Raw genomic sequence first — 13011 nt, 5'->3', positions numbered from 1 at the left:
AGTCATGTCACTTAGTGACAAAATTTGTATTCACTGTGATTCACATAAAAAAGTTAACACATTGAATAGTATTTAATTTTATCGCAATTCACTGATTTACACTGCGCCACCGATACATCAGTGACATACCCAGCAACAAGTCACAGGGTTTCACCTACAGAGGATCTTTGTTACAACGAAAACACCCTGTAATACCAAAATAATCATTCAAACGGAGCATTCCATGCGTCAATTACCTCTGGCTTCACTGCTGTGTGCCAGCTTATTGATGGCCGTCCCTTTATATTCTTATGAAGCACAGGCAGCTGATCAATCGCAACCAAGCCAAGCAACTGAGAAAGCCGAACACCCACAAGATAAAGCCGTCACGACTGAACACCGGATCAAAGTTAATGGTGACACGCTAAAATACCAGGCGACTACCGGCAATATGATTATCAAGGATGATAAAAATCAACCTTCGGCCAGCGTGTTCTACGTTGCCTACACCATGGAGTCCAAAAAAGATCAACCACGGCCAGTCACCTTTGTCTTTAATGGTGGCCCAGGTTCTTCTTCACTGTGGCTGCATATGGGCTCATTTGGCCCGGTAAGGGTAGAAACCACTAACGCCGCGCCTACCCCACCTGCACCATATAAATTGCTCGATAACCAATACACCTTATTGGACAGTACAGATCTGGTATTTATTGATGCGTTTGACACTGGATTCAGCCGTGGTATTACCACAGCCGATGCCAAAGACAAAGCAGGTAAAGATGAAAACCCCGCCAAGAAATTCTTTGGTGTTGATGAAGATGCCGACGGTTTTGCGCGTTTTATCACCCGTTACGTCACCGTCAACAACCGTTGGAATTCGCCCAAATACCTGCTGGGCGAATCCTATGGCACTGTACGCGCGCCCGTGTTGGCAAACCAACTGCAACAGGATGGCATGGCATTCAATGGCGTGATTCTAGTATCCAGCATTCTGAACTACGGTGCCAATGCACCAGGTCTGGATCGACAGTACGTAGGTCTGCTGCCAACGTTTGCCGCAGTGGCTTACTATCACAATAAATTACCGAATAAACCCGCTGAATTGGCATCATTCCTACAGCAGGTACGCACCTTTGCCGAAGGTGAATTTGCCCAAGCATTGGCTGCAGGTCACAATCTGCCAGCGGCGGAGTTGGATAAGGTTGCCGAGCAGTTACATCAATACACAGGTTTGAGTACTGAGTATCTTAAACACGCCAACTTGCGAGTTGGTCAGGCACAGTTCCGCAAAGAGCTGCTGCGCGATGAAGAACGTACCATGGGGCGTTATGACGGTCGTTTCACCGGCATGGACAAAGATGCCATTGGTGAAACCCCGGATACCGATCCGTCCGACACCGCACCGTCTGCGGCGTTTGTTGCCACCTTCAATGATTATTTATCTAATCAGCTGAACTATCATCCCGATGATACTTACCGGGTATTTAGCTTTGATGCATTCCGCAACTGGGATTGGCAGCACGATTTAGGGCGTGGACATAAGAGCCGTTCACCCTATGTGGTCGATGATCTCGGCAATGCCATACGCACTAACCCTAGCCTACAGGTGTTTTCCGCCAATGGTTACTTCGATATGGCCACACCATTCCATGCCACCGAATACGATTTGGCACACATGGAATTAGACCCATCGCTCATCGGTAATGTGCATTTTGGCTATTACCCGTCAGGTCACATGATTTACTTGAATCCAGAAGCATTGAAATCGCTACACAAGGATTTGGAAAACTTTTACAAAACCACCCAGCACAAATAACTGCGGCCATAACATTTAAGCCCTGCCAATGCAGGGCTTTTTGTTGTAGCACAGTTTAATGTTCTATAGCGGGTTTGCGTCGCAGCAACCACGCCATATAGCCGACAATCAACAAATTAACCGCCAACGTTGCAATACTCAGCAAATTATGGTGCACCACCACTTCATAAGCCTCAAACGGCAAGTAGATACCACCACTGACCAACGCAAACCATTCGGTCCACACCATGCTATGCCAGAGACCATAGGCCTCAACAAAACGGATACAAGAGTAGACTAATGCGCCAATGGCAATTAATGTCAGGTTGATATTGCCCAGTGACTCAGCCGCATGCAGAAAAATCCCCGGCAGATGACTGGCGGGGTTCAGGTGTAGATGTGTCAATAACAGCTCACATGATTGTTTGAGGTCTTTACCTGCTAACGCATGAATACCCAGTCCCACAATCAACGACAATACACCTTTTGAGGCTTCAAGCAACGCAACTACCCGCAACCCTTTATCCGCTTTTACCATCATGACCCCTGAGACAAAATCACCAAACACAAAATCACTAAACATCACGCCCGTTCCAGAGCGCCAAAACTAGCATACTTTGGTCAGAGTTCTGGCAATATTTATGACGTATCCAATACAAATTCGTTATTTTAGGCAGAGGATGCTTATCTGCCATGACTATCGCGGATTTCCGTCAACGATGAGTTTGAAGAGCGCGATAAGAGACACCGGCTCTGGCTCATGACAATGGATGATCTCACGCCATGAGCGCGGTGTTCAGTTGTAAAAAACCTTTTCTTGATGAGTGGGCGATATGAATTGCCGGGTTTACATCTTTAGTGCATAAGGGCGTAGCGCGAGCCAGCATCGATATTAGCTCCTAGTCACGAAACCTAGGACTGAGGCTAAAATAACTTGCACCAATTCCTGTTACTATAAACAACAGACAACTCACGCTCAGGAAGAACCAACATGCTGCCGCAAAGTGGCATCCCTCACAGCCAGCATTCCGCAGTGATTAATGCCGTTCAGCCATACCAACAAGTTGCCAGAATGGCTAACATAGATGCGGTGCGGGGGTTGGCGGTGCTGGGCATTTTCTTTCTGAATATCTTTAGTATGGGTATCAGCAGCTATGAATATGTGTCAGCCGCCACGGCAACTGTAGGCGATGGCATCGGCCAGGCACTGTATTATCTGGTACTCAGAGATCGTTTTATCTCGCTGTTTTCAATACTGTTTGGCGCAGGGCTATACATTCAGTGGCAGAATTTCAGTGCCCGCGGCCTTGACGCCGGAGCGAAGGTGAAGTCACGCCTTTGCTGGCTGATGCTGTTTGGCGTACTGCATGGTATTTTTCTTTGGCCTGGGGACATTCTGCTAAGTTATGGTCTATGTGGCATGTTGGTATGGCGTTACCGGCAGCTCCCCGTCGCTGAACTGCTGCGTAAAGCGCAACTGTTTATCGCAATAGGTTTGTTGGTAATGTTGCTGATGGCGTTAATTCCGTTTGATGTGCCGTCAGTCGTGCGTGGCTCACCTGAGTACATAGCGGAATATCAGTTATGGACCGGTAGTTACAGTGACCAATTGCGGCAACAACTGCCGGTTGTCGCTATCAGCTTATTAGTATTTCCGATGACATATCTATGGATCCTCAGCGGATTGATGCTGCTAGGGATCTATCTGCTACGCCAAGGTTGGTTCAGCGGCCCGATTGCCAGAATTGGCTATTTATTCTGGGGTTCATTGCTGCTGTCATTGCTCGCCTACGGTTGCAGTTATGGCCACAGTCAACTGCTGCAGAATCTGGCACTGGTGCTAGTTGTAATGGCTGCCATTCCTATGGCATTGTGGTTTTTGCAGGTGATAGTACGTTATTGTGGCAATCAACCGCAGCGACTTAAATCACTACAGGCTGCAGGCCGAGTCGCCCTAACGCTATACATATTGCAGTCCGTAGTAGGGGTCAGCTTATTTCGTTCTATTGCGCCAGAACTGCTGCTGACCATGGATTTTATGGATTATTTGCTACTGGCGGTTATCTGGTCAGGTATACAGTTAGTTCTTGCCCGCTGCTATCTACATTTTTTTAAACAAGGCCCGTTAGAATGGCTTTGGCGCAAGCTGGCCTATAACCAAAACGGAAGCTAACTCTTGCCACCAAAAACCCGCCAACCTCGACACCGCTTAAACCCGCGACGGTCACTGTTTTGGCAAATTCCCGGAGCTTATAAAATAACGCTGATATTTGCCGTGTATTTGCTGCTATTGGTCACTAACCAAGCCTTATCGTGGTGGTTTATCATCTGGTATCTATTACTAAGTTTGACAACCTACTGGCTATACGCCAATGACAAGCAAGCGGCGATTAAGCACCTGCCGCGTACCTCCGAACGCAAGTTGCAACTATTTGGGTTACTTGGTGGTTGGCCCGGAGCGTTATTGGCGCGCCACAGATTGCGCCATAAAACCGTTAAAACCCGGTTCCGCATGCTGTTTTGGAGTGGTGGTGTTGTAAATCTGCTATTGCTAGTTGCCATCTCACAGTATTCAAAATCCCTCTTGGCGGCACATTGGTAATATCTGTGAAGCCGGAGCGCAAACTGCTAATATACCGCGGCACCTGCAGTTACGGGCGAAAACACAGGAAGACTGAATGAAGACAATTATTGGCGTGATACTGGCATCAACCGTGGCAATAGCCATGTACTTTTATCTGAACTCGCTGACGAATCGTGGTATCGAAGAAATGGCGGCTCAGGGAGATGCTTTCCTGGCGGCGAATAAAACCAAGCCTGGAGTATTCACAACCGCCAGTGGTCTGCAATATGAATATTTGGCTCATGGTCAGGGCAAGGTGCATCCCTCTGCCGAAGATACCGTCAAAGTCCATTATGAGGGGCGGCTATTAGACGGTACGGTTTTTGACAGTTCATTCAAACGAGGAGAACCGTTAAAATTTCCACTGAATCGAGTTATTAAAGGCTGGACCGAAGGCGTCCAACTCATGGTGGAAGGCGATAAGATGCGCCTATTTATTCCCAATAATCTGGCTTATGGTAATCGTTCAGCCGGTCCTATCCCCCCTGGTGCAGCACTAATTTTTGATATTGAGTTACTCAAAATCAATCCTTAGCCGATTTTCACGCGCTCGCGGTTAACATCGCCAGCAAGCCGCGACATACCAGTGTTTCAGAATCGTCCACCCGACTTATCTGACACAAACCGGACATTGCTGGCGATACCATTTCGCGGATGTTGGCGACACAACCTTTATAATAATCAGCATTGGCAATGGTGCTGCCAGCCAGCCACAAGTGCTGCGGATTGAACAGGTTAATCGCCCAGGCGATGCCCATTCCCAGATAAGCTCCTGACCGGTACAGTTCTACCGGGTTGCGCATACGTCGCTGACGAATAGACTCACCGCTAGCCATCTGTTCCAGCGTAAACTCGCCGGATTCCGTCATCACCCAGCAGTTCCCTAAGTCTCCGGCCAAGCCATTAGCGCCGGTGAAAACTTTACCGTGACTGGCAAGTGCCAGTCCCATGCCTTCTGAACACATAACTAAAAGCTCGCAAGCATATTTGGCACTGGTGACCGCATGCATTGCGGCCTGCACATCGTTACTGACAACGGCCAACTCACCTCGAGTTTGCAGCTTACGCAGGTTCTGCCCGGCCAACCCCGGCAGATGCTTACAAGAAACTAGCGAGTGATCTCGTACCATGCCCGGAAAAGCCAACGCTAATCGGTAATCCCGCAGTTGGTAGTCATTTTCTAAATCAGCGATCTGCTGGTTTAGCGCTTCCAAAGAAAAGCCTTCTCCTGTGGGGATTTTATACTGCTCGGTGCTCCCCGCATCGTTGAACAGAAACAGCGCCGTTTCCGAACCGACTTCAATTGTTAATTCAGCCATGCAATCCCCCAAAAGCCTTACCGTAGCAAGGTACTGGCGGCAATAGTAGCACAGGCATTCAGTGTGCGGCACTGCCCATAACTTAACATATTGCTTTTGCGACAATTCCAGCTGAATTATTGCGCTGCCAGCCGCAGCCCGCCCCTCAAGGCAATAACATCAGCCCAGCAACCGGCGCAAACAATGCATTTGCGCCGGATAGCCACACAGTTGCTTGCGAATTGGGTAAGCTGCTTGCGATAATCAACGCCACAATATTGATAACAGACGACCGGCGAACATTCTCAATAACGCTGGTATATCACGGAGTCCCTATGTCCAGTAACATTGCTGCACGTCTTACCGCTGTGCGTGGCGAGATGGCTAAGCTTAATCTTGATGCCTTTATCCAACCCCGCGCGGATGAATATCTGGGCGAATACGTTCCCGCCCATAACGAGCGTTTACTGTGGCTGACGGGATTTACCGGCTCCGCGGGCATGGCAATCGTGATGAAAGACTCCGCGGCGGTGTTTGTTGATGGACGTTATGTAGTGCAAGTGCGTCAACAGGTGGATGCCAAGCTTTACCGCTACGAAAGCCTCACTGACATGCCGCAATATCAATGGCTGGCCGAACATCTGCCCAGCGGCAGCAGAGTTGGGGTTGACCCGCGTTGCCATACCTTGGCCTGGTTCAATGAGGCAGCAGCTACCTTAGATAAAGTAGGCATCGAGCTCGTCGCCTTAAACGACAACCCGGTAGATATTTGCTGGCAACCGCGTCCCGTCCCCACCAAAGAACCGGCATTACTGTTCAGTGACAGCGCGGCAGGCAAAACCAGTCGGCAAAAACGCACTGAAATCGCTGAGTTGGTCAAAAAGGCTGGTGCCGACGTAGCACTCATTACCGCACTTGATTCTTTCTGCTGGCTGCTCAATCTGCGTGGTCAGGATATTCCACGCATTCCGGTGATCCTGGGGACAGCCCTGCTTTATGCTGATGGCACAATGACCTTATTCACCGACCTAGATAAATTACCACAAGGCACTGCTGCCCATGTGGGTGAAGGGGTAAGTTTTAAAGCAGAAGCTGAACTCAGTCATGCACTGGCATCACTGAAAGGCAAAAAACTCCTGGCCGATCCCAACAGCGCCAATGCCGCCTGCCAGCTGCAAGCCAAAGCCGCTGGTGCCAAACTGATTGCAGGCGCGGACCCGGTCGCGGTTCCAAAAGCTTGTAAAAATCCGGCAGAGATGCAGGGGATGATCGACAGTCATATCCGCGATGGCGTGGCTGTTAGTCGTTTTCTGGCTTGGTTAGATAACGAAGTCGCCAATGGCCGGCTATATGATGAAGCCGCTCTGGCTGAGAAGTTGGAAGGTTTCCGCAAACAGCATGCACTCTACCGCGAGCCCAGTTTTGACACCATCTCCGCGGCTGGTGCCAACGCCGCTATGTGTCACTACAATCATCTGAACGGCACCCCTAAGATGCTGGAAATGAACAGCATCTATCTAGTGGACTCCGGCGCACAGTACCTTGATGGCACCACAGATGTCACCCGTACCATCGCCATTGGTGCAGTAACGGATGAACAGAGAAAGCTAGTAACACTGGTGCTTAAAGGTCATATCGCATTGGATCAAGCACGGTTCCCCAAAGGTACCACCGGCCAGCAACTGGATATTCTGGCGCGTCAGTATCTATGGCAACAGGGCTTTGACTATGACCACGGTACAGGTCACGGCGTCGGCCATTATCTAAGTGTGCACGAAGGTCCACAACGCATCGGCAAAAACCATAATGCAGTTGCGTTGGAACCCGGCATGATCTTATCTAATGAACCTGGCTACTATCGTGAAGGTGCCTTTGGTATCCGCCTGGAAAATCTGGTTATGGTCAAACCCTGTGCGGCACTGGCGGGGGCAGAAAGAGAAATATATGACTTTGAAGCACTTACGCTGATCCCAATGGATAAGCGCTTGTTTGATAAAAAGCTCATGACCGAGGCTGAAATTGAGTGGGTGAATCGCTATCACCAGCGGGTTTACACCACCTTGTCACCATTGCTTGCTGGCGCTGACTTAACTTGGCTACGGCAAGCCACCGCCGCACTTTAACCACCCTTGCAGGGGAGCTTTGGCTCCCCCTCCACAGGTTTAGCTACAGATCCCACGCTTGAATTTGGTTATACTTGCCGCCATATAAACTGCAGTAGCGTTTTTAGAGAGTTATGCCAATGCTGAATACTGAATTTGATAAATATCTGGAGTTTCCTACGTCTTTCCCGTTTAAGGTGGTAGGCGATTACAGCGAACAGCTGGCTGAGCAAGTGGTGATGGTGGTACAGAAACATGCACCTGGTGACTACACCACCTCATCCAAGACGTCTAGCAAGGGCAGTTACTTGTCAGTAACCATTAGGGTACAGGTCACCAGCAAAGAGCATATTGAAACCCTGTACACTGAACTTGCCGCCATCGAGGGTGTCCGCCGGGTGTTATAACACATCACAAAATGTGATCTGCATTACATTTTTGCCGACTCTGGGTATAATGGCCGGCAGTACCACAGGGAGAGAAGTTGCCCTTGTCAGAGAAAATCCTACACGTATTCCATCTGGGTAAGATGGATTACGAAACGGTATGGCATGCCATGCAGCACTATACCGATATCCGCGACGATAGTAGCCGTGACGAGCTATGGCTGGTGGAGCATCCACCTGTCTTTACTCAAGGTCAGGCAGGCAAAGCCGAGCATATCCTGGCACCCGGCGATATACCGGTGGTGCAGGTAGACCGTGGCGGTCAGGTGACTTATCACGGCCCAGGGCAGATGGTTGCTTATCCACTGCTAAACGTGCGCAACCTGAAGATTGGTGTACGGCAATTGGTCACCGATATTGAGCAATCGGTCGTTGGAGTGCTGGCACGTTTTCAGATAGAAGCTTACCCGAAAGCCGATGCCCCCGGAGTTTATGTCGATGGTAAAAAGATCGCATCGCTCGGGCTGCGTATTCGACGGGGCTGTTCCTTCCACGGTGTGGCATTCAATGTCGATATGGACCTAGAGCCATTCCACCGCATTAATCCCTGTGGTTACGCCGGACTGGAAATGACTCAGTGTAAAGATCTGGGTGGTCCTGCTACGGTAGAGGAAGCCGCCAAACTCTTCAGCGAAATTTTCAGCCAGCGACTTGGCTATCAGCAATTACAGCATTACCAAGGATTACCAGAGTCATGAACAGGCCAGAAAGATTACAACCCGGCGTAAAATTACGTGACGCCGACAAAGTTGCTCGCATTCCCGTAAAGGTTGTCCCGTCTGAACGTGACACTATGCTGCGTAAACCGGATTGGTTGCGAGTAAAACTGCCGTCATCCAATCAACGTATTCTGGATATCAAACAGGCGCTGCGCAGCCACGGTCTGCACTCCGTCTGCGAGGAAGCCTCTTGCCCGAATCTGGCAGAGTGTTTTAACCACGGCACAGCGACCTTTATGATCCTCGGCGCTATTTGTACCCGTCGCTGCCCATTTTGCGATGTTGCCCATGGTCGGCCATTAAAACCCGATCCCGAAGAACCGTTGCAATTGGCGCGCACCATTCGTGATATGAAGCTCAAGTACGTGGTAATCACCTCTGTGGACCGCGATGATTTACGCGATGGCGGGGCACAGCACTTTGCTGACTGTATCCGCGAGATCCGTAAACTTAATCCCCATATCAAGATAGAAATCCTGGTGCCGGACTTCCGTGGCCGTATTGAACAAGCACTGGATATATTAGCCACCGAGCCTCCAGATGTGTTCAACCACAATCTGGAAACCGCGCCAGCGCATTATCGTAAGGCCCGTCCAGGCGCTAACTATCAATGGTCTTTGAACCTGCTACAACAGTTCAAGCAACGCCACCCAGAAATCCCCACTAAATCTGGCCTGATGATGGGACTTGGCGAAACCAATGAAGAGATAGTGCAGGTGCTAAAAGATCTGCGCGCTCATGGTGTTAACATGCTGACACTGGGGCAATACTTGCAGCCTTCCCGCTTCCATCTGCCGGTAGAGCGTTATGTGACTCCGCAGGAGTTCGATGAATTGCATGACGTCGCCGTGGAATTAGGCTTCACTCACGCCGCCTGTGGGCCGTTGGTACGCTCCAGCTACCATGCTGATCTGCAAGCCCAAGGGAAAGAAGTTAAGTAAAGCTTGCTGAAATAACAAAGCCGCCATCAGGCGGCTTTGTTATTTCAGCAGATTATGCCTGAATATCGCAGTGCAGTCTTAACTCCATCAACAGTGCATCTTCTCGCCCGTTCGCCGTGTGATAATAATTTCTACGGCTGCCAGTTTCGATAAAACCCAGATGGCGATAAAGGCCAATAGCAGCAGTATTACTCACCCGAACTTCCAACAGTAACACCTCAATATGTTGCGCCTTTAACGACGCAATAGTCTCCTCCAGCAACAGTTTGCCAAAGCCTTTGCCTTGGCAGCTAGGCATCACACAGATATTCATCAAAGTCGCTTCTTCAAACAAGCATTGCAGAATACTGAAGCCTATTAGTTGTTCATCATCGTCAAACAATCCAAGCTGCTGGTAAAAACGACCGAAACAACTTTTAAGCGTTGCCTCGTCCCAAGGATAAGGATGCGCTTGCTGTTCTACTGCCAGCATTTGCGGCAATTGTTCTAAAGACAGTGGTAGTACCTGAGCCATTACTGCACACCATCCAAATGAGGCCACAGCTGCTGCCATAAGGCACGTTTAGCCTGACTGCTTTGCTGTAACTCAGCTATTGTGGGGGTCGATATCATCGCATCAACTTCTTCGTCGCTGTGACCAAAGCACCACAACACTTCTGCACCTGCGTCCACCTTAGAAATCACTTGGCAGGCTTCCGGCGCGGTCCCCAGTAACCTTAGCACCGTTATGACGAGCGGATGCTGCAGTAACGAATGATCATCGTCAGCTAGCAATAGCAACGCAGGAGCGCCTGCACTCACCTTTGGACGCCACTGAGTAATCCCCATGGCATGCAGAAATTTATTCATAAAAACACCTGATATTACTGTCACTACAGGATATCAGTTCTCTATTTTGCTGTCCCAACAACTATCAGATACCCATACTTTTTCAGTGTATATCGATTAAGGGTATCTGTTTTATCGACTTTCATCCTGTGGCTAAGACGTTATCATGGACGGGTAGCCAAAAAGGAGGGTTATATTATGAGTACAGAAATCAATATCGGTATCAATCAGGCTGATCGTGTGGAAATAGCCAACGGCTTGAATAACCTGTTGGCAGACACCTATAGCCTCTACCTCAAAACCCACAGTTTTCACTGGAATGTTACAGGCCCCATGTTCAACACCCTGCACCTGATGTTTGAAACTCAGTATACAGAGTTAGCCTTAGCAGTAGATATCATCGCTGAACGAGTGCGGGCACTAGGCGAGCGGGCGCTGGGTTCTTATAGCGCTTATGCGAAAGTCACCGGCATCAAAGAAGATAATGGCGTCACCGACGCCAATCAGATGTTACAGGAGCTGCTGGAAGGCCAAGAAGTCATTATTCGTCGCGCCAGAGCACTCTATCCCTTGGTCAATCAAGCGGATGACGAAGCCACCGCAGACCTACTGACACAACGCATCCAACTGCACGAAAAAACTGCATGGATGCTGCGCAGTATGTTAGCCAAATAACATTGTTAGTATCAGCAAGCCGCCGTACAAGGCGGCTTTTATTTAACTGCAAACGCGCTTATCAGTTTAGTTTATACCGCGTTTAACTTGTTAGCTGACTCACAAGGTCTGTAAACATCGGTGCGAACTTTTGCTGTAATCACCTAGTGGATCACAATCACCAAGTGTGAAAGCTATGCCTACTGATGTATATTTTTTCTAACATTGCATTAGTGGACTACATGAATGGACTCAAGAATTAAAAGGCGGATGCTGATCATCCCATTAGTATTTGCAGTAGTCGGTGCCATTACCGGTTTCGTGATGATTTATTTCATTGAACATCAGTTAATCAACATGTTTCATGCTGTTTCGAAAGTCGAAGTTGAAGTAAAAGCAAACTTCCCCTACTTCGTTTATCTCATTCTTGCCTTCAGCTTTGCCATACCTGGGCTCAAAGCTTTTCTTTTTAACCTAATCGCTGTAAGACAATGGCGTTCTGGACTTTCTCCATCATGCCCTGTGTGTGGCTTTCCAATGATCCAACGTATTGCCAGAAGAGGGCCATATATTGGCCAGTGCTTTTGGGGATGTTACCAGTACCCAAGATGCTGCGGAAAAATTCACATAGGCTAATATGCCAAAGTTGATAAATCGAAACAGATCAAAGTGCTACTATCCTCTTCGTAGAAGCCGCTTAGACATATCCAACAACATTTTTAACAGATACAAAAACGGCTCGCACATAACATGCAAGCCGTTGAAATTATTGGCAGGGGTGACAGGACTCGAACCCGTAACCGTCGGTTTTGGAGACCGCTGTTCTACCAATTGGAACTACACCCCTACGGAACGACGGGCATTATGCTAAAACCCTGATAAAAGGTAAAGAACTTTTTGCCATAACAAGCGCCGACTGCAGTTTTTTCAGACAAAGATTAGCTATTTTGTCATTCTCGCTAATGATCTACAGCGAAACATTTATTTATCTATAAATAAACAGAAAAACTGTACGGATTTCACCAGAATGGTGCCATGACAATAAGTGGCAATAATCACTTAAATCAGGTGGTTATTGTGGAATAACTAAAAATATAACTGAAAAGCAAAAAGGCCACCGGTGAGGGTGGCCTTTTTGTGGTANCGCTTGGCGATGACCTACTCTCACATGGGGAGACCCCACACTACCATCGGCGCGATTGTGTTTCACTTCTGAGTTCGGGATGGAGTCAGGTGGTACCACAATGCTATTGTCACCAAGCAAATTCGTTAATTTGGAAAGCTGTTGCTTCGATAATGGTGGTCGCTACTGGGTTCGAACCAGTGACCCCCTGCTTGTAAGGCAGGTGCTCTCCCAGCTGAGCTAAGCGACCTTATCTTGTCTGCTGTCACGCTAACGGCATTGTTTTCTCGCTCCGGTGCTTGTGTACTCTTGTACACGCCACGCCTCACTCGTCACAGCTTTGTTAGCCTGACACCAAGCCTGCGTTACATTTTTCAGTAGTGGTTCTCATACTTCAACCAAGTCTTGCCATTCATTCAAGGTATTCACGACCTCTTGGGAGGAAGTGCTAAAAACCCATCTGGGTTGTATGGTTAAGCCTCTCGAGTCATTAGTACAGGTTA

Annotated in this window: 14 protein-coding genes, 2 tRNA genes and 1 rRNA gene; 10 read left to right on the top strand and 7 right to left on the bottom strand. The window is 48.7% G+C overall.

Annotation, left to right across the window (positions count from 1 at the left end):
* Positions 1 to 223 precede the first annotated feature (223 nt).
* Entirely contained in the window at positions 224 to 1795 is a 1572-nt protein-coding gene (locus IE064_RS12165) for a S10 family peptidase (RefSeq protein WP_189618055.1), read from the top strand.
* A gap of 55 nt (positions 1796 to 1850) precedes the next feature.
* Here IE064_RS12165 and IE064_RS12160 read toward each other — a convergent pair whose 3' ends face one another.
* On the bottom strand, positions 1851 to 2357 hold the full coding sequence (locus IE064_RS12160) for a DUF2127 domain-containing protein (protein WP_229800038.1): 507 nt from the start codon (positions 2355 to 2357) through the stop codon (positions 1851 to 1853).
* A 408-nt stretch (positions 2358 to 2765) separates the two neighbouring features.
* Between IE064_RS12160 and IE064_RS12155 the strand changes: the two genes are divergently transcribed.
* From IE064_RS12155 to bamJ, 3 genes are all read left to right on the top strand, one after another.
* Positions 2766 to 3947 carry a DUF418 domain-containing protein gene (locus tag IE064_RS12155; RefSeq protein ID WP_189618054.1) on the top strand — a complete coding sequence of 394 codons (1182 nt, stop codon included), beginning with the start codon at positions 2766 to 2768 and terminating at the stop codon, positions 3945 to 3947.
* Positions 3948 to 3950: 3 nt separating this feature from the next.
* Complete coding sequence (locus IE064_RS12150) at positions 3951 to 4376, top strand: DUF1294 domain-containing protein (RefSeq protein WP_189618053.1); 426 nt, start codon at positions 3951 to 3953, stop codon at positions 4374 to 4376.
* Positions 4377 to 4500: 124 nt separating this feature from the next.
* On the top strand, positions 4501 to 4932 hold the full coding sequence (gene bamJ, locus IE064_RS12145; RefSeq protein WP_373295268.1) for a BamJ family beta-barrel-assembly machinery protein: 432 nt from the start codon (positions 4501 to 4503) through the stop codon (positions 4930 to 4932).
* Positions 4933 to 4939: 7 nt separating this feature from the next.
* Here bamJ and IE064_RS12140 read toward each other — a convergent pair whose 3' ends face one another.
* A complete protein-coding gene (locus tag IE064_RS12140) occupies positions 4940 to 5716 on the bottom strand; it encodes an ROK family protein (protein WP_189618052.1) in 777 nt (258 codons plus the stop codon).
* A 314-nt stretch (positions 5717 to 6030) separates the two neighbouring features.
* Here IE064_RS12140 and IE064_RS12135 point away from each other — a divergent pair, with 314 nt between their 5' ends.
* The 4 genes from IE064_RS12135 (at position 6031) to lipA (ending at position 9903) form a co-directional block, all read left to right on the top strand.
* Positions 6031 to 7818, top strand: a complete 1788-nt coding sequence (locus IE064_RS12135) for an aminopeptidase P family protein (RefSeq protein ID WP_189618051.1) — start codon at positions 6031 to 6033, stop codon at positions 7816 to 7818.
* Between the two features lie 119 nt (positions 7819 to 7937).
* A complete protein-coding gene (ybeD, locus tag IE064_RS12130; RefSeq protein ID WP_133040679.1) occupies positions 7938 to 8204 on the top strand; it encodes a DUF493 family protein YbeD in 267 nt (88 codons plus the stop codon).
* 83 nt (positions 8205 to 8287) lie between these two features.
* Positions 8288 to 8941 (top strand): lipoyl(octanoyl) transferase LipB, encoded by a 654-nt coding sequence (lipB, locus tag IE064_RS12125; protein ID WP_189618050.1) that lies wholly within the window; start codon positions 8288 to 8290, stop codon positions 8939 to 8941.
* Positions 8938 to 9903 carry a lipoyl synthase gene (lipA, locus tag IE064_RS12120; RefSeq protein WP_133040681.1) on the top strand — a complete coding sequence of 322 codons (966 nt, stop codon included), beginning with the start codon at positions 8938 to 8940 and terminating at the stop codon, positions 9901 to 9903. The genes lipB and lipA overlap by 4 nt, the downstream gene beginning before the upstream one ends.
* Positions 9904 to 9955: 52 nt before the next feature.
* Here the strand turns inward: lipA and rimI are convergent, their stop codons facing one another.
* Together rimI and IE064_RS12110 are read right to left on the bottom strand one after the other, a co-directional pair.
* Positions 9956 to 10417: a ribosomal protein S18-alanine N-acetyltransferase gene (gene rimI / locus IE064_RS12115; protein WP_189618049.1), complete on the bottom strand. Its 462-nt coding sequence runs from the start codon at positions 10415 to 10417 to the stop codon at positions 9956 to 9958.
* Positions 10417 to 10752: a DNA polymerase III subunit psi gene (locus IE064_RS12110; protein WP_189618048.1), complete on the bottom strand. Its 336-nt coding sequence runs from the start codon at positions 10750 to 10752 to the stop codon at positions 10417 to 10419. Before IE064_RS12110 ends, rimI begins: the two co-directional genes overlap by 1 nt.
* Positions 10753 to 10929: 177 nt before the next feature.
* Between IE064_RS12110 and IE064_RS12105 the strand changes: the two genes are divergently transcribed.
* Together IE064_RS12105 and IE064_RS12100 are read left to right on the top strand one after the other, a co-directional pair.
* On the top strand, positions 10930 to 11406 hold the full coding sequence (locus IE064_RS12105; protein WP_133040684.1) for a Dps family protein: 477 nt from the start codon (positions 10930 to 10932) through the stop codon (positions 11404 to 11406).
* A 225-nt stretch (positions 11407 to 11631) separates the two neighbouring features.
* On the top strand, positions 11632 to 12021 hold the full coding sequence (locus tag IE064_RS12100) for a hypothetical protein (protein WP_189618047.1): 390 nt from the start codon (positions 11632 to 11634) through the stop codon (positions 12019 to 12021).
* 134 nt (positions 12022 to 12155) lie between these two features.
* Here IE064_RS12100 and IE064_RS12095 read toward each other — a convergent pair.
* The 3 genes from IE064_RS12095 to IE064_RS12085 all read right to left on the bottom strand — a co-directional run bounded on the left by IE064_RS12095 (position 12156) and on the right by IE064_RS12085 (position 12758).
* Positions 12156 to 12232 (bottom strand) — tRNA-Trp (locus tag IE064_RS12095).
* A gap of 298 nt (positions 12233 to 12530) precedes the next feature.
* Positions 12531 to 12646 (bottom strand): 5S ribosomal RNA (rrf, locus tag IE064_RS12090).
* Positions 12647 to 12682: 36 nt separating this feature from the next.
* Positions 12683 to 12758 (bottom strand) — tRNA-Val (locus tag IE064_RS12085).
* Positions 12759 to 13011 lie beyond the last annotated feature (253 nt).

Origin of the sequence: Shewanella fodinae (genome assembly GCF_014651955.1) — a bacterium.
Classification (GTDB): domain Bacteria; phylum Pseudomonadota; class Gammaproteobacteria; order Enterobacterales; family Shewanellaceae; genus Shewanella; species Shewanella fodinae.
Note: the sequence above shows the minus strand (reverse complement) of the source record. Positions and strands in the feature narration are given on the sequence as shown.

What these genes read in the sequence shown, in the direction of transcription:
- lipA (WP_133040681.1), top strand. Translation starts at nt 8,938, where the DNA reads ATGAACAGGCCAGAAAGATTACAACCCGGCGTAAAATTACGTGACGCC.
- rimI (WP_189618049.1), bottom strand. Translation starts at nt 10,417, where the DNA reads ATGGCTCAGGTACTACCACTGTCTTTAGAACAATTGCCGCAAATGCTG.
- ybeD (WP_133040679.1), top strand. Translation starts at nt 7,938, where the DNA reads ATGCTGAATACTGAATTTGATAAATATCTGGAGTTTCCTACGTCTTTC.
- bamJ (WP_373295268.1), top strand. Translation starts at nt 4,501, where the DNA reads ATGTACTTTTATCTGAACTCGCTGACGAATCGTGGTATCGAAGAAATG.
- IE064_RS12160 (WP_229800038.1), bottom strand. Translation starts at nt 2,357, where the DNA reads ATGTTTAGTGATTTTGTGTTTGGTGATTTTGTCTCAGGGGTCATGATG.
- IE064_RS12110 (WP_189618048.1), bottom strand. Translation starts at nt 10,752, where the DNA reads ATGAATAAATTTCTGCATGCCATGGGGATTACTCAGTGGCGTCCAAAG.
- IE064_RS12105 (WP_133040684.1), top strand. Translation starts at nt 10,930, where the DNA reads ATGAGTACAGAAATCAATATCGGTATCAATCAGGCTGATCGTGTGGAA.
- IE064_RS12155 (WP_189618054.1), top strand. Translation starts at nt 2,766, where the DNA reads ATGCTGCCGCAAAGTGGCATCCCTCACAGCCAGCATTCCGCAGTGATT.
- IE064_RS12165 (WP_189618055.1), top strand. Translation starts at nt 224, where the DNA reads ATGCGTCAATTACCTCTGGCTTCACTGCTGTGTGCCAGCTTATTGATG.
- IE064_RS12100 (WP_189618047.1), top strand. Translation starts at nt 11,632, where the DNA reads ATGGACTCAAGAATTAAAAGGCGGATGCTGATCATCCCATTAGTATTT.
- IE064_RS12135 (WP_189618051.1), top strand. Translation starts at nt 6,031, where the DNA reads ATGTCCAGTAACATTGCTGCACGTCTTACCGCTGTGCGTGGCGAGATG.
- IE064_RS12140 (WP_189618052.1), bottom strand. Translation starts at nt 5,716, where the DNA reads ATGGCTGAATTAACAATTGAAGTCGGTTCGGAAACGGCGCTGTTTCTG.